At 63.1% G+C, this 20,626-nt stretch carries 21 protein-coding genes; 5 read left to right on the forward strand and 16 right to left on the reverse strand.

The features are described 5' to 3' along the window. A partial coding sequence (locus E2583_RS20910; RefSeq protein ID WP_291598284.1) for an AMP-binding protein occupies positions 1-982 on the reverse strand: 982 nt, incomplete at its 3' end. A 136-nt stretch (positions 983-1,118) separates the two neighbouring features. On the opposite strand from E2583_RS20910, the gene E2583_RS20915 reads away from it, so the two are divergent. Beyond that, complete coding sequence (locus tag E2583_RS20915) at positions 1,119-2,195, forward strand: AraC family transcriptional regulator (RefSeq protein ID WP_291598286.1); 1,077 nt, start codon at positions 1,119-1,121, stop codon at positions 2,193-2,195. 15 nt (positions 2,196-2,210) lie between these two features. Continuing rightward, entirely contained in the window at positions 2,211-2,906 is a 696-nt protein-coding gene (locus E2583_RS20920; protein ID WP_291598289.1) for a DUF4336 domain-containing protein, read from the forward strand. A 7-nt stretch (positions 2,907-2,913) separates the two neighbouring features. On the opposite strand, the gene E2583_RS20925 is transcribed toward E2583_RS20920, so the two are convergent. Together E2583_RS20925 and E2583_RS20930 are read right to left on the reverse strand one after the other, a co-directional pair. After that, positions 2,914-3,639 (reverse strand): HAD family phosphatase, encoded by a 726-nt coding sequence (locus E2583_RS20925; RefSeq protein WP_291598291.1) that lies wholly within the window; start codon positions 3,637-3,639, stop codon positions 2,914-2,916. 101 nt (positions 3,640-3,740) lie between these two features. Next, entirely contained in the window at positions 3,741-4,796 is a 1,056-nt protein-coding gene (locus E2583_RS20930) for a hypothetical protein (RefSeq protein WP_291598292.1), read from the reverse strand. A 157-nt stretch (positions 4,797-4,953) separates the two neighbouring features. Here E2583_RS20930 and E2583_RS20935 point away from each other — a divergent pair, with 157 nt between their 5' ends. Then, the gene (locus E2583_RS20935; protein ID WP_291598294.1) at positions 4,954-5,649 is read left to right on the forward strand and encodes a response regulator transcription factor; all 696 of its coding nucleotides are present in this window, start codon (positions 4,954-4,956) and stop codon (positions 5,647-5,649) included. On the opposite strand, the gene E2583_RS20940 is transcribed toward E2583_RS20935, so the two are convergent. Continuing rightward, positions 5,646-7,475: a hybrid sensor histidine kinase/response regulator gene (locus E2583_RS20940; RefSeq protein ID WP_291598296.1), complete on the reverse strand. Its 1,830-nt coding sequence runs from the start codon at positions 7,473-7,475 to the stop codon at positions 5,646-5,648. The two genes, E2583_RS20935 and E2583_RS20940, sit on opposite strands and share 4 nt — an antisense overlap. Further along, positions 7,459-7,869: a YchJ family metal-binding protein gene (locus E2583_RS20945; RefSeq protein WP_291598298.1), complete on the reverse strand. Its 411-nt coding sequence runs from the start codon at positions 7,867-7,869 to the stop codon at positions 7,459-7,461. The genes E2583_RS20940 and E2583_RS20945 overlap by 17 nt, the downstream gene beginning before the upstream one ends. A gap of 132 nt (positions 7,870-8,001) precedes the next feature. Between E2583_RS20945 and E2583_RS20950 the strand changes: the two genes are divergently transcribed. Beyond that, positions 8,002-8,493, forward strand: a complete 492-nt coding sequence (locus E2583_RS20950; protein ID WP_291598300.1) for a DUF421 domain-containing protein — start codon at positions 8,002-8,004, stop codon at positions 8,491-8,493. 3 nt (positions 8,494-8,496) lie between these two features. Here E2583_RS20950 and E2583_RS20955 read toward each other — a convergent pair whose 3' ends face one another. The 11 genes from E2583_RS20955 to E2583_RS21005 all read right to left on the reverse strand — a co-directional run bounded on the left by E2583_RS20955 (position 8,497) and on the right by E2583_RS21005 (position 19,252). Then, the gene (locus E2583_RS20955) at positions 8,497-9,288 is read right to left on the reverse strand and encodes an alpha/beta hydrolase (RefSeq protein WP_291598302.1); all 792 of its coding nucleotides are present in this window, start codon (positions 9,286-9,288) and stop codon (positions 8,497-8,499) included. Positions 9,289-9,453: 165 nt separating this feature from the next. Further along, the gene (locus E2583_RS20960; protein WP_291598304.1) at positions 9,454-10,584 is read right to left on the reverse strand and encodes an acyl-CoA dehydrogenase family protein; all 1,131 of its coding nucleotides are present in this window, start codon (positions 10,582-10,584) and stop codon (positions 9,454-9,456) included. Between the two features lie 46 nt (positions 10,585-10,630). Then, complete coding sequence (locus tag E2583_RS20965) at positions 10,631-11,302, reverse strand: SDR family oxidoreductase (protein ID WP_291598306.1); 672 nt, start codon at positions 11,300-11,302, stop codon at positions 10,631-10,633. Positions 11,303-11,376: 74 nt separating this feature from the next. Beyond that, a complete protein-coding gene (locus E2583_RS20970) occupies positions 11,377-12,009 on the reverse strand; it encodes an MSMEG_1061 family FMN-dependent PPOX-type flavoprotein (RefSeq protein WP_291598307.1) in 633 nt (210 codons plus the stop codon). After that, positions 12,006-13,118, reverse strand: coding sequence for a hypothetical protein (locus E2583_RS20975; protein ID WP_291598309.1), 1,113 nt, complete (start codon positions 13,116-13,118; stop codon positions 12,006-12,008). The genes E2583_RS20970 and E2583_RS20975 overlap by 4 nt, the downstream gene beginning before the upstream one ends. Positions 13,119-13,225: 107 nt before the next feature. After that, positions 13,226-14,410, reverse strand: coding sequence for an acetyl-CoA C-acyltransferase (locus E2583_RS20980; RefSeq protein WP_291598311.1), 1,185 nt, complete (start codon positions 14,408-14,410; stop codon positions 13,226-13,228). Positions 14,411-14,451: 41 nt separating this feature from the next. Next, positions 14,452-16,299, reverse strand: coding sequence for a bifunctional isocitrate dehydrogenase kinase/phosphatase (gene aceK / locus E2583_RS20985; protein WP_291598312.1), 1,848 nt, complete (start codon positions 16,297-16,299; stop codon positions 14,452-14,454). Between the two features lie 103 nt (positions 16,300-16,402). Next, positions 16,403-17,065, reverse strand: coding sequence for a carbonate dehydratase (can, locus tag E2583_RS20990; protein ID WP_291598314.1), 663 nt, complete (start codon positions 17,063-17,065; stop codon positions 16,403-16,405). Positions 17,066-17,115: 50 nt separating this feature from the next. After that, entirely contained in the window at positions 17,116-18,303 is a 1,188-nt protein-coding gene (locus E2583_RS20995) for an isovaleryl-CoA dehydrogenase (RefSeq protein ID WP_291598316.1), read from the reverse strand. A 39-nt stretch (positions 18,304-18,342) separates the two neighbouring features. After that, positions 18,343-18,801 carry a PaaI family thioesterase gene (locus E2583_RS21000; protein WP_291598318.1) on the reverse strand — a complete coding sequence of 153 codons (459 nt, stop codon included), beginning with the start codon at positions 18,799-18,801 and terminating at the stop codon, positions 18,343-18,345. A 49-nt stretch (positions 18,802-18,850) separates the two neighbouring features. After that, positions 18,851-19,252, reverse strand: a complete 402-nt coding sequence (locus tag E2583_RS21005; protein WP_291598320.1) for a MerR family DNA-binding transcriptional regulator — start codon at positions 19,250-19,252, stop codon at positions 18,851-18,853. Positions 19,253-19,372: 120 nt separating this feature from the next. On the opposite strand from E2583_RS21005, the gene E2583_RS21010 reads away from it, so the two are divergent. Then, the gene (locus E2583_RS21010; protein ID WP_291598322.1) at positions 19,373-20,455 is read left to right on the forward strand and encodes an MBL fold metallo-hydrolase; all 1,083 of its coding nucleotides are present in this window, start codon (positions 19,373-19,375) and stop codon (positions 20,453-20,455) included. Positions 20,456-20,626: the final 171 nt, after the last annotated feature.

A 20,626-nucleotide genomic window follows, 5' to 3' on the forward strand; every position in this document is an offset into this window, starting at 1 on the left:
GGTGGTCGAGCTCGGCAATGAACATGGTGGGCACGCCATGCAGGCCCGTGCATTTCTCGGCCTGCACCGCCTCCAGCACGGTGATGGGATCGAAGCCATCATTCGGATAGACGATGGTCGCGCCATGGGTGAAGCAGGCCAGATTGCCCAGCACCATGCCGAAGCAGTGATACAGCGGCACCGGAATGCACAGACGGTCCTCGGGGGTGAGGCGCATGCATTCGCCAATGAAGAAGCCGTTGTTGAGGATGTTGCGATGCGTGAGCGTCGCCCCCTTGGGAAAGCCCGTGGTGCCGCTGGTGAACTGGATATTGATGGGATCGTGCTGGCTGAGCGTGGCCGCGATGGCATCGATGCGCTCGTCCGCACTGGTTCCCTGCGCCATCAGCTGCGAAAAGCGCAGCATGCCAGGCTGATCGGCGTCCAGCTCCGCGGCCCCTGGACCGGTCGCACCTGGGCCTGCGGCATCAATCCACACCACCGTGCGCAAGGCAGGCAGGCGCTTGGATTGCAGCTGTCCCGGTGCGCAGCTCGCCAGCTCGGGTGCCAGTTCGCGCAGCATGCCCAGATAGTCGCTGGTCTTGAAACGCGGCATGGACACCAGTGCCTTGCAACCCACCTTGTTGAGCGCGTATTCGACTTCAGAGGTGCGATAGGCCGGGTTGATATTGACCAGCACCAGCCCCACCTGCGCCGTGGCCAGCTGCATCAGCACCCACTCGGCGTTGTTATGGCTCCAGATACCCACCCGGTCGCCCTTGACCAGCCCTTGCGACAGCAGCGCGCTGGCCAGCTGGCGGGCCGCCACGTGCAGCTGGGCATAGCTGTAGCGCAGACCCTGATGACGGCTGACCAGCGCGTCACGCGCGCCCTGACGCCCGGCCATTGCGGCAAAAAAATCGCCTATCGTCTGCTCGATGAGGGGCACGTCCGTGCGCCCCCTGGCATAGCTGGCGGTCAGCGCGTTCACTTGCGATGGCATGGTCTTGTGTCTCCTTGCGTGCCGGCAGCCCAGCGCAAACTGCGCTGCGCAGCCTCCATTCAGCACCGTTCTGTGCGCCTCAGAATAAGGGCAAGCCCTGTTCAGAAGAGGTCAGCAAGGTTGCAATAATTGCCAAATGCTCACCCCTTCCCTGGTCAAGACTCCTCTGCCACACCATGCCAGCTCCGTGCTCAAATCGCACCCGGCAATTACCCCGATGGCGTTTGTTCAAGCCATTGTCCGCGCTTATGAAGCAAGGCAGATGTCAGCACTTGGCGCGCTTGAAAAGGCACAAATCCCGCCAGAGCTGATTCATGATGCGGGCGAACGCATCACGGCCTTGCAGATGGAGGCGCTTTCGGATGCCGCCATGCGCGAGCTCGACGACGAGGCCCTGGGCTGGTTCGAGCGCCGGCTGCCCTGGGGCAGCTATGGCATGCTGGCCCGCGCCAGCATCAGCGCACCCCATCTGGGGCTGGCGCTTGCGCGCTGGTGCCGCCATCACGGTCTGATCGCGCAGGACCTGCAATTGCAGCTTGGCGAACAGGCCGGCATCGCCACCCTCACGCTGCATGAAAACCGCCCGCTGGGCGCCATGCGCGAGTTCTGCATGGTATCGGTGCTGCGCAATATCCACGGCTTTGCCAGCTGGTTGATCAACGAGCCGATCACCCTGGTGCATGCCAGCTTCCCGTTTGCCGAGCCCGCCCATGCCGATGTCTACAAGGTGCTGTTCGCGCCGGGCAGCATTGCATTCGGGGCTGCGGTCGCCAGCCTGCAGTTCGACGCGCGCTGGCTGCAGGCACCGCTGGCGCGCGACGAGGCCGCCCTCAACCGGATGCTGCAGCGCGCCTTGCCGATCCAGGTGCGTCCCTACCAGCGCGAAAAGACGCTGGTGCAGCGCGTGCGCCATCTGCTCGCCGCCAGCGGGGAGGAGCAGCAGACGGCCGAAACCCTGTCCCGCCAGCTGCACCTGTCGCAGCGCAGCCTGCACCGCCAGCTCAAGGAAGAAGGTGTTTCGCTGCAGGCCCTCAAGGACGATATCCGGCGCGAGCGCGCGATTGCGCTGCTGCTGCGCACCAGCCGCCCCATCAAGCGCGTGGCCCAGGCCTGCGGCTTTCTCAACGACAAAAGCTTTATCCGCGCCTTTCGCCTCTGGACGGGGTTGTCCCCGTCGGAATTTCGCAAAACCGCCGGCCAGCGCGCCGTCTGACGCAAGGAACTCTCCATGCAGGAATCCTCAGAAAACTGGCAGGCAATCGCTGATGGGGTATGGGCACTCGGCTATCACTTCAGCAATGCGGGGCTGAAGGTCAGCACCCGCATGACGGTGATCCGGCTGGCCGACGGCAGCCTGTTCTCGCACTCTGCCGTACCCCTGACAACCCCGCAGAAAGCGGCGCTCGACGCCCTGGGACCGCTACAGCATATCGTCGCACCCAGCGCCATGCACCATCTGTTCGTGGGCAAGCTGGCCAGGCTCTATCCCCAGGCCCGGCTCTATGGCACCCAGGAGGTGCTGCGCAAGCGCCCGGATCTGCCGCTGCTGGAGCCCCTGCCCACGGGCGCCGAAGCGCCCTGGGCCGGCGAGCTGCAATGCCTGCCGCTGGACGGGCTTCCCATGCTCGACGAGACGCTGTGGTTCCACCCGGCCAGCGGCAGCCTCATCGCCACTGACGTGATGCAATGCTGGCAGGGACCGCTAAGCCTGCCGGTACGCATGTATCTGGGGTTGACGGGTGGACATGAACGCCTGACCGTGCCGCGCACCGTGCGCCTGCTGGTCAGGGACAGGGCCGCCGTGCGCAGCTGGGTGAAGCAGGTCGAAAGCTGGCCCGTGCAGCGCGTGATCCTGCTGCACAACAGCGTGATCGACGACCAGCCCATGAAGCACCTGCGCGAGGCACTGTCGATCTGGGACTGAGCGCGCTTCAGCGCAGGTCGTGCTCGTCGTCTTCGCCGGCCGAGGCGCTGGCAGCACTCTTTCGCACGGCTTCGAACATGGCGGGCAGATCCCCCATATCCCCGAACACACAGGCTGCGCCAGCCTCGAGCAACTGCTCTGCCGAGGCATGGCCCTGATCGGCAGGGAAATAGCCCCAGACGGTGGCACCGGCGGCCACGCCGGCCTGAACGCCGGTCATGGTGTCCTCGATCACCAGGCATTGGGCAGGATCGGCGTTTAGCGCCCTGGCCGCTGCCAGATACACATCGGGAAAAGGCTTGCTGCGCGGCATTTCATGGCCGCTGTAGACATGGCCTTCAAAATAAGGTGCCATGCCCACCTTGGTGAGCTGCATCTCCACCTTGGCACGGTCCGCACCGGAGGCGCAGGCAATGCGACCGTTGCACAGCGCGTGTAGCTGGCTGACGGCCTGCAGCGCACCATCGATGGCCACCAGCTCGGCACGCAGCGCGGCATTGCGGCGCTCGTAGAACTCGGCCATCCAGGCATCGGTCAGCGGCTTGCCGGTATGGGCCTCGATCACGGTCGCCTGGCTGCGTACCGTCTTGCCGATGAAGTCACGCGTGCACTGCTCCTGGCTGATGGCCCAGCCGGATTCGTTGAGCATGGTGCACAGCACGCGATTGGTGATGGATTCGCTGTCCACCAGCACACCGTCACAGTCGAAAAGCACAGCGTCAAAAGCAGTCATGGGAACATTACCAGCGCATCAGGGGATGCGAAAAAGGCGCCTAATGGCGCCTAGTATCAAGAAACAGAGGGCGTGATTATGCGCTCACGCCCTTTTTTAGTTCAGGGGAAGGTCACTCCGGCCAGCGGATGGATCATCCACGCGCTGTTCTTGGCGTAGATGGTGCTGGTCTTGCCGTCGGCGGTCATGATGCCGCTGAAATAGAAGAAGCCGTTGGCCGCATTGGCGTTCATATTGCTCAGTTGGGTCGTGAGCGCGTCATTGGCTGACGAGGCCTCGACCAGATACTCGATGGCGCCATTCTGTGCCGAGCTTTTCTCGAAGACATCCACATAGTTCATGTTCAGCGGGTCGCTGCCCAGCCCCTGCGTGCCGCGGATGAACCAGCCGTCCGCCCCCTTCTGGGCCAGGCGCGTTCTCATCGCTGCCGCATCGGCGGCCGAGGATGCACTGACGAGCTTGTCGACCTGATAGGTATAGGTGACGCTGTCATTGCGCTTGGCATACAGGCTGAACCGCTCGTTGTTGACGATCTGGGGACCCAGATAGCGATAGCCTTCGGCCCCCTGGCCGTTCAGCTCCGCCGCGAAGTCTTCGGCCGTCGTGGCCACGGGCGTCACCGTCCGGTAGCTGAACTGGTCGCTGCGGCTGTTGTCCTTGACATAGACGCTGCGGATGTCGCTGACATCGCTGAACACCGCATCGGACTTGTACATATAGCCGCTGCTGCCCTGTTGGTTCAGCTGTGCCAGAAAGGCGGTGCGCGATGGCTGCGACGCAGGATTGACATAGCTGAACTTGCGCCCGGCATGCGCCGTATCCGTGAGATAGAAGTCGCCGATCTCCGCACCGGTCGAACCGACCGAGCCCGCCAGGGAGCTGAACAGCGCATAGCCGTCGGCACCCATGCTGTTGGCGAAATCCAGCATCTGCGCATGGCTGGTGGCCGTCTGACCGCCCATCCTGTAGGTTCCCGTGACGGCCTGATTGCCGGTGCCGCCGCCGTTGCCCCCGCCTCCCGTATTGCCGCCGCCACCTTCGGAGCCGCCTCCTCCTGTGCCGCTGCCTCCATCTCCGCCACCACCGCCACAGGCTGCCAGGGTGGAGATCAGCAGCAGGGCTGCGGTTCTACGGGTGATTTGCGTGAGAGATGGCACAGGCTTGCTCCTCGGTCTCGATGTTGGTTGAAAATGTCCATATCCCGACACTGAGATAGCCATCAGCGTCGTCTTACAGTCATTGTCGGAAGGCTTGCAGCCCGTCCGCTCCCTACCGATGAGGGGTCTTTGTTACCAAGCCCCAAAAGGAACGCTCATGCCCGATCTACCGCAAATCCTGAGCACCACCCAACTGAGCGCGCCCCCTTATGCGCTGGTGGTGGATGACCATCCGCTGGTCGCCGAAGGCATGGCCCAGGTACTGATGACCAGCGCCGGCGTGCGCCAGGTGCGCTGCGCCGCCCACGGCAACGAGGCCCTGGCCGTGATCGCTGCGCTGGGCGAGCCTGTCGTCACCGTGATGGATTTCTGGCTGGAAGATGGCGCGTCGCTGGAGTTTGTGCACAGCATCCTGGCCATGGCTCCGGGCACGCGCATCCTGGTGACCAGTGGCGACAAGCACCCGGCGATCGCCAGCAAGGCCGCGGCCGCCGGTGTGCATGGCTTTGTGCACAAGAGCAGCCCGGCTCAGGTGTTCCAAAGGGCCGTGCAAGCCTTGCTGTCGGGCCGCTCCTGGTTCGATGCGGTGACTCCGATTCCTGCCGCACCGCCTGCGGCCGCTGCGGGCAGCACCCTGCGCATGAGCGCCAGAGAGCTTGGCATCACGCCACGCCAGGCCCAGGTACTGAGCCTGCTGCTGCAGGGCAAGCCCAATCGCGCCATCGCACAGGCCCTGAGCCTGTCCGAATACACGGTCAAGGAGCATGTCACCGCGCTGCTGCAGCGGCTGGGCGCGAGCAACCGCGTGACGCTGATCACGCGCATGCGCGGCATCGAGGTCGATCTGGACTAGGCCGGCTGAGGCGCCATGCAGCGCGCCAGCACGGCGTGCAGCTGGTCAGGCTGCAAGGGCGTCGCCAGGGCCAGATAGCCCTGATCCTGCACCTGCTCCAGCACCGCCTCGTCGCCGCTCATCAGGGCACCGCTGGCCTGCGGCAGCTGATCGAGCAGTTGCACCAGGCAGTCCATTCCGCTGGCACCATCCTTGAGCCGCTGATCGCACAGCACGAAGTCCGGCTGCCAGCCCCGGGCCAGCACCTGCAGGGCTTGCGGCAAACCGGCCGCTCTTTGCACCTGTATGCCCCAGCTCTGCAGGATCTGCACCAGCACCGGCGCCAGCTGCGCATCGCTTTCCACGACCAGGCAGCGCCCCTGCAAGGGCGCGAACCACTGCTGCCCGCTCCATACCGGCGGCGCCGGCAGCGCCGACGAGGGCTGCCACTGCTCGGCATCCTTCGGCCAGCGCAGCCAGAAACAGGAGCCCTTGCCGGGCAGCGACTGCACACCATATTCGACGCCCAGCCGTTGGGCCGCCAGCGCCACCACGGACAGGCCCAGGCCTCGCCCCCGCAAGGGAGCCGGCACGGCGTCCCTGGCATCGCGCTGCTGGCGGCCAGGGCTGCGATAGTGGCGCATGAAAACCTGCGCGCATTCCTGCTCGCTCATGCCGCAGCCGCTGTCCCACACCTGCAGCAGCCAGCGACCCTGCCTTTGCCGCAGCACCAGCAACACCCCTCCCTGCTCGGTGTAGCGCAGCGCGTTCTGCAGCAGGTTGAACACCATCTGCCGCAGCAGCACCGCATCCGTACACAGCATCGGCATATGGGCCGGCAGCCTGACGCGCAGACGCAGCCCCCGCTGCGCGGCCTCACGGACAAACAGGCGCTGGGCCTCGTCCAGCACCGCTTTCATGGACACCGCCTGCCACTGCGGTGCAAAGCTGTCGCCTTCCAGCCGCGACAGGTCCATCAGGTCATTGAACATGGATCCCAGATCGCGCGTGCAGGCCTGCATTTCCTGCAGCAGCTGCGCCAGATCGTCATCCTGATTGCGCTGATGAGCAGCTTGCAGCATCAGGCCCATGGCATGCAGGGGCTGCCGCAGATCATGGCTGGCTGCGGAAATGAACCAGTTTTTCTCGGCCAGCGCACTCTCGGCCTGCTCCTTGGCTTCGCGGTAGCGCTCTGCCATCGCCTGGCGCTCGAGCTCATGCGCCATCTGCTGCTGCACAAAACGCCGCGCACCCCAGGCGTGGCGGGCCAGGATGGCGCCATACAACAGCAGCAGCGGCAGCAGATAAGGGCCTTTGTGCGGAAAGTAGTGCAGCGTGCACAGCAGCATGGGCAGATAGATGCCTGCCATGAAGGCGGCGAAAACCTGCGGCACCGGTGCCAGAAACGTGGCGGCCGAGGCCATCACGCCCAGCAGCACCAGATAGATCAGCAGGCGCAGCTCGCTGTGACTTTCACCCCATGTAAAGGCCAGCACGCTGGCCCAGAGCAGGCCATTGATCAAAGCGGCCAGCGCCAGCTGCCGCTGCCATGCGTTCAGTGCGACCTGCAGCCGCGGCGGCTCCCAGTCGCGCGCCGACCGCCACTGGCGATGCAGCGAACGGCGGAACAGCAAAAAGCCCAGCGCCATGAGGATCATCAGCCCCCACCACCAGGCCAGCCCTGCGCTGACGGCCGGGCTGTTGCGGGTGCTGACCCACAGCAGCAGGGCCGGAATCAGCAATGCCGCGATTTCGGAAGATCCGCGTGAAGCCAGTGACTGCAACAGGCGCAGGCCAGCCTGCAGCCGGGTCAGTTGCGCCGAATCGCCTTCAGAACTGCTCGCCATCGACGTAGAACCAGCGCCCGGCATCGCGCACAAAGCGGCTGCGTTCATGCAGACGCACGGCACGCCCCCCCAGGCGATAGCGGGCGACGAATTCGACCTCTGCCGCAGCCTCGCCTGTCGGCAGGAACTGCTTCACCTCCAGGCCCAGCCATTTGGCGGCATCGAATTCCAGCTGCTTCGGGCGCTGGTCGGCATGCCAGGTCGCCAGCAGATAGGCGGCGTTCCCGCCGACAAAGGCCGTGTAACGCGAGCGCATCAAGGCTTCGGCATCAGGAGCAGGCTGTGTCGCCCAGTGATCGATATAGCGGCCGCAGCAATCGGCATAGGCCAGCAATCGGCCTTTGGGATTCTTGCGCCCACAGGGGCAGTCCCGCTGTTTCTCGGCTTCTTTCACAACTTTGGCAGTCTTGGTTGGCAATGCTGCATTGTCGGGCAAGACGGACAGGGAGCAAGCCGGCTTGCGCAGTCGCTCACCCCGGAGCACAGTAGCTGTATTTCACAGTGCGCTCTGCCCAAAGGTCTTCCTATGTTTTCGATGTCGGTTCCCTGGTGGGAGTTCGTGATTCGCGGTGTCTGCGTCTACCTGTTCCTGCTGGTGTTCCTGCGCCTGACCGGCAGGCGCCAGACTGGGCAATACGCTCCTTTCGACCTGGTGCTGCTGCTGATTCTGTCCAACGCCGTGCAGAACTCCATGAACGCCGGTGACAACTCGCTGATAGGCGGCCTGATCAGTGCCGCCACCCTGCTGGCCTGCCATGCTCTGCTCTCGCATCTGAGCTACCGCTTTGCCCGCCTTCGCAAGCTGGTCAATGGCAAGCCCAAGGTCCTGATTCACCAGGGCGTGGTGCAACCCGGACTGATGCTCCAGGAACAGATCACGAGCGAAGACCTGGCTGCGGCCCTGCGCTCCAATGGCTGCCTCAACGCGCATGAGGTGGAGCGCGCCACCATCGAGACCAACGGCCAGATCACCGTGGTGCTGCGCAAGCGCAGCATGGCCGAACTGGGCGAGGCCTGAGCCCTAGTGGATACCGTCCAGGAACTGCCTGATGGCCGCGTTCACGGGTTCGGGGTGCGTGAGATTGGCCGCATGGCCTGCGCCGGCCACATCCACCCACCGGGCCTGGGGCAGGCCCTTGAACATGGCCCGCGCCCGCTCCACACCGATGGCCGCATCCTTGTCGCCATGAATCACCAGCGCCGGCACCTTGATTTCGGCCAGGCGCGGGCTGATGTCGTCACGCAGCGCCAGCGTCGCAAAGCTCTGCCCCAGGTTGATGGGCGAGGCCTGCTTCCATTTGGCCCGCCATTGCGCCGCCCCGGGCCAGCCCTGGCCCAGAATCGTGTGCTCCACGATGGTGGCCATGTCGTCCGACAGCCCATGCTCCATCCAGGCCTTCAGTAGCGCCTCGTGGTGCGGCATCTGCTCGGGATCCTCCAGCATGGCCTGGGTGTCGATCAGCACCAGTGCACCCACGACATCGGGGTGAATCAGCGCGCAGCGCAGCGACAGGTAGCCGCCTTGCGACATGCCCACCAGCACCGCTTTTTCCACACCCAGGTACTTGAGCAGGGCCGCCAGATCGTCGGCCGAGTCATAGTAGCTGAAGGCCTCGCAATGCTCGGGGTCCGCCGTCAGCCCATGGCCGCGCTCGTCCCAGCTGATGCAGCGATACTGCTCTTGCAAGGCCTGTATCTGGGGTTCGAACATGGTGTGATCCATGAGCAAACCGTGCGAAAACACCAGGGCCGGACCGCGCCCTCCCGTGTCCTCGTAGTAGATATTCTGACCATTGACCGGGGCAAAAGGCATGCTGCGGACTCCTGCTGCAAATGGTTGAAGACTCTGCAGGGTACCATCCCCGCTGAGAACATCCTAAGCAGGCCTTGCGGCATCGGCAACCGGCCCGCCCCCAGGTCTGCCACAGCGCCTGTGCACGGCAGTTGACAAGGTCGAGCTTTTGCCGCCAGGCGACCGTCAGGCCAGCGCCCGCTGAATCAAGATCTTCTGCACATCGCTGGTGCCTTCATAGATCTGGCACACGCGCACGTCCCGATAGATGCGCTCCACGGGGAAGTCTGCCACCACGCCGTAGCCCCCCAGGGTCTGGATGGCGGCGCTGCACACGCGCTCGGCCATCTCGCTGGCAAAGAGCTTGGCCATGGCAGCCTCCTTCAGACAGGGCAGACCGGCATCGCGCAGGCTGGCGGCATGCCAGATCAGCTGACGTGCCGCTTCGATCTGCGTGGCGCATTCGGCCAGCCTGAACCCCACGGCCTGGTGATGGAAGATGGGCTGGCCAAAGCTCTCGCGCTCCTTGCTGTACTGCAGTGCACATTCAAACGCGGCACGCGCCATGCCCACGCTTTGCGCGGCAATGCCGATGCGCCCGCCCTCCAGCGCCGACAGCGCAATCTTGTAGCCCTCGCCCTCGGCACCGATCAGGTTCTCGGCGGGAACGCGGCAATTCTCGAAATTGATCTGCGCCGTATCGCTGCTGTGCTGGCCCAGCTTGTCCTCCAGTCGTGCGACCTGGTAGCCGGGATTGCGGGTGGGCACGATGAAGGCGCTCATGCCCCTCTTGCCCGCCGCCTTGTCGGTGACGGCAATGACGATGGCCACATCCCCGTTCTTGCCGCTGGTGATGAACTGCTTGACGCCGTTGATGACATAGTCCCCGCCTTCGCGCACGGCCGTGGTGCGCAGCGCCGACGCATCGCTGCCCACATGGGGCTCGGTCAGGCAGAAGGCGCCCAGCATCTGCCCCTGCGCCAGCGGGCGCAGCCATTGCGCCTGCTGGCTGGCATTGCCGTACTTCATCAAGATGGCGTTGACCGGGCAGTTGGTCACGCTGATGACGGTGCTCGTGCCCCCATCGCCGGCGGCAATTTCCTCAAGCACCAGGGCCAGGCTCACATAGTCCAGGCCCGCACCGCCCAGTTCCTCGGGCACGCAGATGCCGTAGGCACCGAGCGCGGCCAGCCCCTGGTGCACCGCCTTGGGGAACTCGTGCTCCTTGTCCCAGCGCGCGGCATGGGGTGTGATCTGTTCGCGCACAAAATCGCGCACGGCGTCGCGGATCATTTCCTGGTCCTGATTCAGCAGCATGTTGTCTCCGATATTTTTTCGCTATATGCCCTTGGTGGAGCCTGGGCTAGGCGTCTGAAAGCCTGATGTATCTGCCGTCGTGGCGCAGCAGTTGGCCACGGTCTTCGGGCTTGACCTGCGCCAGGGCCTGCATCAGCCCCTGCACGCTCTCGGCCACCGACAGCGGGGCCGCCGCACCGCCCATCTCGGTCTGCACCCAGCCCGGGTCCAGCGCCAGCAGCGTCAACCCAGGCCATCGGCGACAGGCCGAGACCACGGCCATGTTGAGAGCGGCCTTGCTGACGCGGTACAGCCATGCGCTCTCGTCCGCATCGCCGAGCAGGGACATGCCGCTGGAGAAGGCGCCAATCACGCCGCCAGCCTCCTGCACCATGGGCGCGATCTGCGGCAGGGCCTGCATGAAGCCCAGCACGTTGCTGTGCATCACCCGGTCGAACTGCTGCTGGGTAGGCGGCACGCCTGCGTCATGACCGTCCCAGACACCCGCCACGTACAGCGCGATATCGATGCTGGCCCCTTCGAGCTGCCAGGCCAGGCCGCTGACGCTCGCCGGATCGGCCAGATCGACATGCAGCACCCGAGCGCCGCGTGCCTGCAGATCGGCCTGGTCCTCGGCCTTGCGCACGGTGGCAATCACCTGATGGCCTTGCGCCAGATAGGCCTCGGCCAGGGCGCGGCCCAGGCCGCGCGATGCGCCCATGATGAGTATCAAAGCCATAGCTGCTTGCGCCTATGAATGAGAGGTTTCAAGGTGTTTGCCATCCAAAATCTTTTCATGAAAAGCGCAGCAAGCTATCCATTTTTCTTGATCTGCTCGGCCGCAATCATGGCCCCATAGCGGGCTACCATGCTTTCCTGCGACTCTGGCTGGGCTGTCAGCCCCATTTGCGCATGGATGATCTGATTGAGCGTGGGCATGACATTGCGCGGCACCTTGGCCTCCTCGCTCCACAGCCGGGAACGCATCAAGGCCTTGGCGCAGTGCAGATAGGCTTCCTGCACATGGACTTCGATCACCAGCTTGGGGCGAAAGTGGTCGCCGGCAAACAAGGCCGTGTAATGCGCCTCGTCCCGCAGCTGGGCCGTGCCGTTGACGCGCAGGGTTTCATCGAAGCCCGGCACAAGGAACAGAAGACCCAGGCGCGGGTCGTCGAGCAGATTGCTCAGGCTGTCGAGCCGGTTGTTGCCGCCCGCATCGGGAATGAGCAAGGTATTGGCGTCCGGTGCCTTGACGAAGCCCGGCTTGCCGCCGCGCGGCGAGGCATCGAGCAGGGCACCGCCCGCACCGCCCGTGGCCATGACCAGAAACGGCGACAACGCGATGAAGCGCAGGCAGTGCCGGTCCAGCTCGCACTGCTGCTTGAGCAGCGCTCTCTCGGCGGGCGGGTCATACAACTGCAGCAATTGTTCGCGCGAAGTGATCATGAAGCCAGCACCTCCTCGGGACGGTCGTTGCGGTGAATGGCTGCGTACAGCGAAAGGAACTCGTTCCAGGACGGGTCGAAGCTGACACTGAGCTCGCCCTCCAGCCCCGGCACATGCTGTCTGCCCAACTGTTCGGCCAGTTGCACCGCATGCGCCGGATCTTCCACATAGTAGGTGGCCACACGGGCGCTCATGCTCTCCACGCGCGAGAAGGCCAGAATGCCGCGCTGCTCACGGCTGAGCTGTTCGTCCAGTGCATCCTGCGCATCGCGCACGCCGTCCAGCTCCTGCTGGCTCGAGAACCTGAACCGCCATTCCAGGAAATGCGAGAGGTCGGCGCGCGTGGCCACGGCGTTCGCACCGTCGTGAAAGGTCAGAATGTCGGGGGCGGCATCCTCGTCGGCATCCTGGGCGCGCACTTCAAGCGACAGCCAGCGGTCGCGGTCCTCCTGGGGGAATTCATAGCTGCGGCCGAGCTGCTGGCGGATGAAGCCATCGAACAGCGGCGGGAACTCCGACAACAGCGCGGAGCCGTAGACATCGACCGCCGCCTCGTCGGCAAACTCGACCGGGCCCACGCGCACGGAAAAATCCCACTCGCCCAGCACGTGGTCCAGCATGATGAAAGCCATGTGCTGTGCATGCTCGGCCATGTCCCGGGCAATGGGTTTCTCGAAAGAAAGCCTCAGGCCGATGATGCCTCCCGCATCGTAATAACCCACGCGGATATCGGAGCAGGCCAGCTCGAAGCCGTCCATGCGCATGCCGAAGTTGCTGCCCAGAGCGCGACTGCGAAACGCCTGCACGCTGTAATGCCCCAGGCGTGGTGCCTGGCGTACCAGAGCCTGGGCATTCTCGAACTGCGCCGTGTTGCCGTGGGCCGAGATCACCAGCCGCGAACCGGCTTCCCCGAGCAGGCCTTCCAGCTCCAGACTCAGGCCCGGCGCATATTGCCGCAGCAGCACATTGGCGCTTTCCACAAACTCCTGGCGATCGAGTGCCTCCAGCTGGCTCAGCTGACGGGAAAAATCGCCCCAGAAAGCATCAATCTGCTGCGGCCCCAGCGGCTTGATGGTCTCGCTCTCGTCGTGGTGAAGGTCTGCGCTCATGAATGATTTCCGCAATGTGAGCTGCACACATCCAGCGCGAATGCGTGCAATCCGTTGAACATGCGTTCACTGTAGAGCAAACTGATGGCGGTTCTGAGCAAATGACGTCAGATCAGCTCAACAGCCATGGCCGTGGCCTCACCACCGCCGATGCACAGCGTGGCCAGGCCCTTCTTCTTGCCGCGGGCCTTGAGCGCATGCAGCAGGGTGACCAGAATGCGTGCCCCGCTGGCGCCGATCGGGTGTCCGAGCGCGCAGGCGCCGCCGTTCACGTTGACCTTGTCGTGCGAGACCTTGAGATCGGCCATCAACGCCATGGGTACCACGGCGAAGGCTTCGTTGATTTCCCACAGATCCACATCCTCCACGGCCCATCCGGCCTTCTTCAGCGCCTTCTCGGTGGCTCCCACCGGTGCGGTGGTGAACCACTCGGGCGCCTGTGCAAAGGTCGCGTGCGAGACGATGCGCGCCAGCGGCTGGCAGCCCAGCTGCCTGGCGGTGGACTCGCGCATCAGCACCATGGCGGCAGCGCCGTCGTTGATGCTGGAGCTCGACGCCGCCGTGATGGTGCCGTCCTTCTTGAACGCAGGTTTGAGACTGGAGATCTTGTCCAGCTTGGCCTTGGCCGGGCCCTCGTCCACACCGATGGTCACGTCCCCCTTGCGGGTCTTGACAGTGACGGGCGTGATCTCGGCATCGAAGGCTCCGCTCTGCGCGGCGGCCTGGGCGCGCTGCACGCTGGCAATCGCAAACGCATCCTGCGCTTCACGCGTGAACTGGTATTTGGCAGCGCAGTCCTCGCCGAAGGTCCCCATCGAGCGGCCAGCTTCATAAGCGTCCTCCAGGCCGTCGAGCATCATGTGATCGAAGATCTTGTCGTGTCCCATGCGATAGCCGCCACGCCCCTTCTTGAGCAGATAAGGGGCATTGGTCATGCTCTCCATGCCGCCGGCGATCATCACCTCGCGGCTGCCGGCGATGAGCTGGTCGTGTGCCAGGATGGTGGCCTCCATGCCGGCGCCGCACATCTTGGACAGGGTCACGGCCCCGGTGCTCTGCGGCAGGCCGCCCTTGAAGCCGGCCTGACGGGCCGGTGCCTGGCCCTGTCCGGCCATCAGGCAGTTGCCGAACAGCACCTCCTCCACCAGTTCGGGGCGGATGCCGGCGCGCTCCACGGCGGCCTTGATGGCCGCACCGCCCAGATCATGGGCAGCCAGATCGGAAAAATCGCCCTGAAACGCCCCCATGGGAGTGCGGGCTGCGCTGACGATGACTACGGGATCCTGGTGCATGGTTTGTCTCCTTCAAAAATGGATGGAAATGATCTGCCTCTTCAGGCGAGGCTATTGGCAGGAATGTCGATACGCTGCGTCTCCAGTCCTGCGTCGCCAGCGTGCAGAAAGCGGCTGCGCTCGTAGGGAAACACATCCAGAAAGTGTCCGTCGCGAATGCGGCTCTGGTGGCCGCGCCAGAACTCGGCCTCCAGCAGGTCGGCGTGATGGCGCATGAAGATGTCGCGCACGGCGGGATGGCCCAGCAGAAAGGGGCCGAAAGTCTCGGGAAACACATCCCCGGGGCCGACCGCGTACCAGATATCGCCCGACATCTCCTCTTCCTCGGTGCGCGGCTCGGGCACCTCGCGGAAGTTGCAATCGGTCAGATATTCGATCTCGTCATAGTCGTAGAACACCACCTTGCCGCCACGCGTGACGCCAAAGTTCTTCCACAGCATGTCGCCGGGAAAGATATTGGTGGCGACCAGATCCTTGATGGCATTGCCGTATTCGATAATCGCGCGCTCCATGGCAGCGCGGCGCTCGGGTTTGGCGTCTGCCTCGGCAAGGCACTCCATCAGGAAAAGGTTCAGCGGCACCAGGCGGCGCTCGATGTAGAGATGGCGGATGATGACCTCCACCTGCCCATCCCCATCCCGGTCACTGATCTCGATCTGCTCGGGCGCCTGGGCCTGCAGCTCGGCCAGCAATTCATCGCTGAAGCGTTCCCTGGGAAAAGCCACCAGGCTGTACTCCATGGTGTCGGCCATGCGGCCGCCGCGGTCATGCCTTTTGACCAGCTGGTACTTGGCCTTGACCTGCGACCGTGAAACGTCCTTGCTGCTGGCGATACGGTCCTTGATCAGCTTGAACACATAGGGAAAGCTGGGCAGATCGAACACCAGCATGACCAGGCCCTTGATGCCCGGCGCGATGCGCAACTGATCGCTGGAATGGCGCAGATGGTGCAGAAAGTCCCGGTAGAACAGCGTCTTGCCCTGCTTGGCCAGGCCCAGGGCGTTGTAGATTTCCGCCTTGGGCTTGCGCGGCATCAGGCTGCGCAGAAAGCTCACATAGGCGCTAGGCACTTCCATGTCCACCATGAAGTAGGCGCGCGCAAAGCTGAACAGTGCATGCAGGTCGTCCTCGCCGAACAGGGCCGCATGCAGTATCAGCTGCCCCTGCTCGCCATGCAGGATGGGAATCGCCAGCGGCAACTCGGTATAGCCGGTGATGATCTTGCCGACCAGGTAGGCCCCCTTGTTGCGGTAGAACAGGCTGGACAGCACCTGAAGCTGGAAGTTGGCCCTGAGCGTCAAACCCGCCAACCTCTCGCGGATGCGCTCGGCCAGCAGGTGCACGTCGCGCCGAAGGTCTTCGAAACGGCACTGCAGCTGCAACTGCTCGAACAGGGTCTGCAGCGTGCCTTCGAGCTGGGCGAGCTTGCCCGGGTAATAGGCGCGGTAGATGGGGACGGCCCCCGGTGCGGTGTTTTCCAGGTACTCGGTGCTGACGGCCGCACGCACGAAAATGAAGTCGTTCTGGAAATGGGTGCGATGCAGAATCTTGGTGGTGACCGAGTTGAAGAAGGTCTCGGCCAGCTCGGGCTGCAGATGATCGACCATCAGGCCGATATAGTGCAGCTTGACCTGCTGCCAGACCGCCATGGTCTGCAGACTGGCAGCAAACTCCTGCTCCAGCCGCTGGATACAGGCACGCACCTGCCGGTCGTAGAACTCTATGCGCTCACGCTGCGCCTGCTGCTGGCCCGACCAGTCCAGGGTCTCGAAGCGATGCTTGGCACGGGCAGCTTCCGCACTGAACATGCGGTAATGCTGGTTGAAGCCATCCATCAGGGCCTGCGCAATGGCATAGGCCTGGGGGGCATCCAGTCGTTGCGGAAACATGGCAGGCCAGTCGCTCCAGATAAGTGGGCAGTGCTCTCAGACATGACAGGCTGCACGAGCCTTGAATCCGCGTGAAAGCACTGCAAAGGCGCAGCGGCAGCAATCAGTCGCGCTTGCGGGCAGCGACCTTCTCGACAGCCTTGTTGTAGACATCCTCCAGGCCGCCCACGCCGGGCACGGTCATTTCGAGGTTGGTGATATGACCGTTCTGGAGGCTGTAGCACCAGCCGTGCAGCGTGACCTTCTGGCCGCGGGCCCAGGCATCCTGCATGACGGTGGACTGAGCCACGTTGACCACCTGCTCGATGGCATTGAGCTCGCACAGCGCATCGTGGCGAAACTGGGTGGACATGCCTTCCAGCAGCTTGATGTGCTTGTCGCGCACGTCACGCACATGGCGGGTCCAGTTGTCCACCAGGCCCAGGCGCAGATTGTTCAGCGCCGCATACACGCCGCCGCAGCCGTAGTGGCCCACGACCATCAGGTGCTCGATCTTCAGATGGTCGACCGAGTACTGGATGGTGGACAGGCAGTTCAGGTCGCTGGGCACTACCACGTTGGCCACGTTGCGGTGCACGAACACCTCGCCAGGTTCCAGACCCGTGATCTGGTTGGCGGGAACGCGGCTGTCCGAGCAGCCGATCCACATGTATTTGGGTTTTTGCTGCGCCATCAGTCCGGTAAAGAAACCAGGACGATCACGCTCCATCTGATCTGCCCATTCGCGGTTGTGGACAAACAGTTCTTCGATGGAGGTCGTTGTCATGAAGCTATCCTTCTTTTTGTGGTTGAAAGAACGGCGCAGCTCCTGCTTTTTCAGCAGGTTTCAGCAAACAGCTCGCGGCCTATGAGCATGCGGCGAATTTCGCTGGTGCCTGCGCCAATCTCGTAGAGTTTCGCATCTCGCCAAAGGCGACCGAGCGGATACTCGTTGATATACCCATTGCCGCCATAGATTTGCACCCCTTCACCGGCCATCCAGGTGGCCTTCTCGGCACACCACAGAATCACGCTGGCGCAGTCCTTGCGAACTTGCCGTACATGCTCCGTTCCCAGCAGATCCAGGTTTTTGGCGACCGTATAGGCAAAAGAGCGACCTGCTTGCAGCACGGTGTACATATCGGCCACCTTGCCCTGAATCAGCTGGAACTCGCCGATGCTCTGGCCAAATTGCTTGCGGTCATGGATATACGGGACGACATTGTCCATGACGGACTGCATGATGCCCAGCGGGCCTCCCGTCAGCACCGCGCGCTCATAGTCCAGCCCGCTCATCAAGACCCTGGCGCCCATGTTCAGGCCGCCCAGGATGTTTTCTGCCGGCACCTCCACATTCTGGAACACCAGCTCGCCCGTGTGGCTGCCGCGCATACCCAGCTTGTCGAGCTTCTGCGCAATCGAGAATCCCGGCATGCCCTTCTCGATCAGAAAAGCCGTCACGCCGCGTGCGCCCATTTCGGGCTCGGTCTTGGCATAGACCACCAGGGTGTCGGCATCGGGCCCGTTGGTAATCCACATCTTGCTGCCGTTGAGCAGGTAGTAGCCCCCCTTGTCCTCGGCCTTGAGCTTCATGCTGATGACGTCCGAGCCGGCACCGGGCTCGCTCATGGCCAGCGCACCCACATGCTCGCCGCTGATCAGCTTGGGCAGGTACTTGGCCTTCTGCGCCTCGCTTCCATTGCGATTGATCTGATTCACGCACAGATTGCTGTGGGCGCCATAGGACAGACCCACCGAGGCACTGGCACGCGAGATTTCCTCCATCGCCACCATGTGCGCCAGATAGCCCATGTCGGCGCCGCCATACTGCTCGGAGACAGTGATGCCAAGCACGCCCAGCTCGCCGAACTTGCGCCACACATCCATAGGGAACTGGTCGCTGCGGTCGATCTCGGCTGCACGCGGAGCAATCTCGCTCTGGGCAAATTCACGCACCGCATCGCGCAGCGCATCGATGTCTTCACCGAGCTGGAAGTTCAGTCCGGGCAGATTGGCAAGGCTCATGGTGGTCTCCTGTAGATATGGATCTGATGAATCGTCTTGTCAGTGCTGGATGCCTTCGCGCTGCTGCACGCACATCAAGGTACAGCTCATCGTGGCAACCAGCTTCTCTTTTCCCTGGTCGATGGCAAACGCCTTGCCTTCGGATACGGTGATGGTGCGCCCGGGCTTGATGACCCGGCCCTCCATGCGAAAGCGCTGGCCCTTGGCCGGGGCCAGCAGATTGATCTTGAATTCGATGGTCAGCACGGCGGCATCCGTTGGCATCAGCGTCAGTCCCGCATAGCCACAGGCCGAATCGAGTGCGGTGGAGACCATGCCGGCGTGCAGAAAGCCGTGCTGCTGCGTCAGGCCCGCAGCCCAGTCCAGGCAGATATCCACAGCACCGGGCTCCACCAGGGTCAGCTCTGCACCAATCGTGGCCATCGCGCCTTGCCTGGCAAAGCTCTGCTTCACCCGATCGACGAAATCCCGAGACTCGGTGCTACCTGCAGCAGACATGGGCAATTCTCCAGCGAAGCGTTTCAATTGACGTTTACGTAAACGTCAATTATGCGCCATTTTTGCTCTCGCTCCTTTTCAGCAGTGTGCGTGCCTCTTTTTCCTGCTCTCGCACTTCATCCAGAGTCACCTGCAGATCGGCCATCTGCGCTTCAAGCTGCTTGCGGTGGATGGCCAGCACATCGAGAAACTTGCGCAGCTGCACGCCCGTATCACGCGGGCTGTCGTACATGTCGATGATTTCCTTGGCCTCGGACAGCGACAGTCCCAGGCGCTTGGCGCGCAGTGTCAGACGCAGACGTGCGCGGTCTCGGGACGAGTACACGCGGTTGCGCCCCCCTGCGCCGGAGCGCTCCGGCTGCAGCAAGCCCATGTCCTCATAAAAACGGATGGCCCGGGTCGTGAGATCAAACTCTTTGGCAAGATCGCTGATGGTGTAGAGGGTCGACATGATTCTGTGGGTTCTCGGTCTTGCATTGCAAAGGCGTCTGCCTGAGGCAGCCCGGTCTCTAAAATGCTTTGACAAAACTGACGTTTACGTTAACGTCAATGCTAAACGAAATACCGCTCCATGACCTCAAGCCAAGAATCCGCACTTCATTACCCTCTCGGAGATACCTTGCCCGGCCCGGCCCAGGCGCTGGAAGTCGCACCGGGCATCAAGTGGATCCGCATGACCTTGCCATTTGCCCTGGATCACATCAACCTCTGGCTGCTGCGCGATCGGCAGAGCGATGTGCATGGTCAGATGCGCGAGGGCTGGACCATCGTCGACTGCTGCGTCAATCGCTCCGAAGCGCGCGATCAATGGGAGCAGATCTTTGCCTCCGAACTGGAAGGCCTGCCCATCTTGCGTGTCATCGTCACCCACATGCACCCCGACCATATCGGTCTGGCCGGCTGGATCTGCCGGCAGTGGAATGCGCCGTTGTGGATCAGTGCCACCGATTACAACGTCGCCCGTGTCGCCATGAAGGACAGAGACGGCTTCGGCGGCGAATCCGGTGCGGACTTCTACAGCCTGCACGGACAAAAAGACGAAGAATTTCTGCTCCATGTGCGCGGCCGTGGCAGCTACTATTCTTCCCTGGTTGCCCCCATCCCAGACATCTATCACCGCATCATGGACGGCGACCAGATCGACATCGACGGCCGCATATGGCAGTGCATTGCCGGCTATGGTCACGCACCGGAACACATGGCCCTTTATTGCGCCGAACTCGGGACGCTGATCAGCGGCGACATGGTCCTCCCCCGCATCTCCGCCAATGTCAGCGTGCACGCCTCCGAGCCCGAAGCCAACCCGCTGCAGCTGTTTCTCACATCGCTAAAGCGCTACTTCGCACTCCCCCGGGAATGCCATGTTCTGCCCTCGCACGGCAAGCCCTTCACAGGATTGCATGTCCGTGTTCAGCAACTGCTGGACCACCACCAGGAACGTCTGGACGACATCATGCAGGCCTCCCGGCAACAAGGACTGAGCGCTGCCGACATCCTCCCCATCCTCTTCAGACGCCATCTGGACACGCACCAGATGACGTTCGCCATGGGCGAGGCTCTGGCTCACCTGCACTACCTCTGGTACCGCCAGCAACTGACACGAAGGATGGATGAAGACGGCATCCTGCGCTTCTACGCACCCACGCAAAAATAAAAAGAGAGCGCCTAGCGCTCTCTTTTTATGGGTTTCCGTATTTTTGCAGCTGCAATGCTTTGACAGCGTACGACAGGCGCTCCTCGTCTCGAAGCACCCAATAAAAAACCCCGTAATCTTTCGACTACGGGGTTTTCACTGTAAGAGCCTGACGATGACCTACTTTCACAC

It is taken from the genome of Comamonas sp., assembly GCF_009360615.1.
Lineage (GTDB): Bacteria > Pseudomonadota > Gammaproteobacteria > Burkholderiales > Burkholderiaceae_C > Comamonas.

Bases quoted from the DNA above. Each gene is read 5' to 3' on its own strand.
- E2583_RS20970 (WP_291598307.1), bottom strand. From the start codon at position 12,009: ATGATCACTTCGCGCGAACAATTGCTGCAGTTGTATGACCCGCCCGCC.
- E2583_RS20995 (WP_291598316.1), bottom strand. From the start codon at position 18,303: ATGAGCCTTGCCAATCTGCCCGGACTGAACTTCCAGCTCGGTGAAGAC.
- E2583_RS20940 (WP_291598296.1), bottom strand. From the start codon at position 7,475: ATGGCGAGCAGTTCTGAAGGCGATTCGGCGCAACTGACCCGGCTGCAG.
- E2583_RS21000 (WP_291598318.1), bottom strand. From the start codon at position 18,801: ATGTCTGCTGCAGGTAGCACCGAGTCTCGGGATTTCGTCGATCGGGTG.
- E2583_RS20965 (WP_291598306.1), bottom strand. From the start codon at position 11,302: ATGGCTTTGATACTCATCATGGGCGCATCGCGCGGCCTGGGCCGCGCC.
- E2583_RS21005 (WP_291598320.1), bottom strand. From the start codon at position 19,252: ATGTCGACCCTCTACACCATCAGCGATCTTGCCAAAGAGTTTGATCTC.
- E2583_RS20925 (WP_291598291.1), bottom strand. From the start codon at position 3,639: ATGACTGCTTTTGACGCTGTGCTTTTCGACTGTGACGGTGTGCTGGTG.
- E2583_RS21010 (WP_291598322.1), top strand. From the start codon at position 19,373: ATGACCTCAAGCCAAGAATCCGCACTTCATTACCCTCTCGGAGATACC.
- E2583_RS20915 (WP_291598286.1), top strand. From the start codon at position 1,119: ATGCTCACCCCTTCCCTGGTCAAGACTCCTCTGCCACACCATGCCAGC.
- aceK (WP_291598312.1), bottom strand. From the start codon at position 16,299: ATGTTTCCGCAACGACTGGATGCCCCCCAGGCCTATGCCATTGCGCAG.
- can (WP_291598314.1), bottom strand. From the start codon at position 17,065: ATGACAACGACCTCCATCGAAGAACTGTTTGTCCACAACCGCGAATGG.
- E2583_RS20980 (WP_291598311.1), bottom strand. From the start codon at position 14,410: ATGCACCAGGATCCCGTAGTCATCGTCAGCGCAGCCCGCACTCCCATG.
- E2583_RS20920 (WP_291598289.1), top strand. From the start codon at position 2,211: ATGCAGGAATCCTCAGAAAACTGGCAGGCAATCGCTGATGGGGTATGG.
- E2583_RS20935 (WP_291598294.1), top strand. From the start codon at position 4,954: ATGCCCGATCTACCGCAAATCCTGAGCACCACCCAACTGAGCGCGCCC.
- E2583_RS20960 (WP_291598304.1), bottom strand. From the start codon at position 10,584: ATGCTGCTGAATCAGGACCAGGAAATGATCCGCGACGCCGTGCGCGAT.
- E2583_RS20975 (WP_291598309.1), bottom strand. From the start codon at position 13,118: ATGAGCGCAGACCTTCACCACGACGAGAGCGAGACCATCAAGCCGCTG.
- E2583_RS20950 (WP_291598300.1), top strand. From the start codon at position 8,002: ATGTTTTCGATGTCGGTTCCCTGGTGGGAGTTCGTGATTCGCGGTGTC.
- E2583_RS20955 (WP_291598302.1), bottom strand. From the start codon at position 9,288: ATGCCTTTTGCCCCGGTCAATGGTCAGAATATCTACTACGAGGACACG.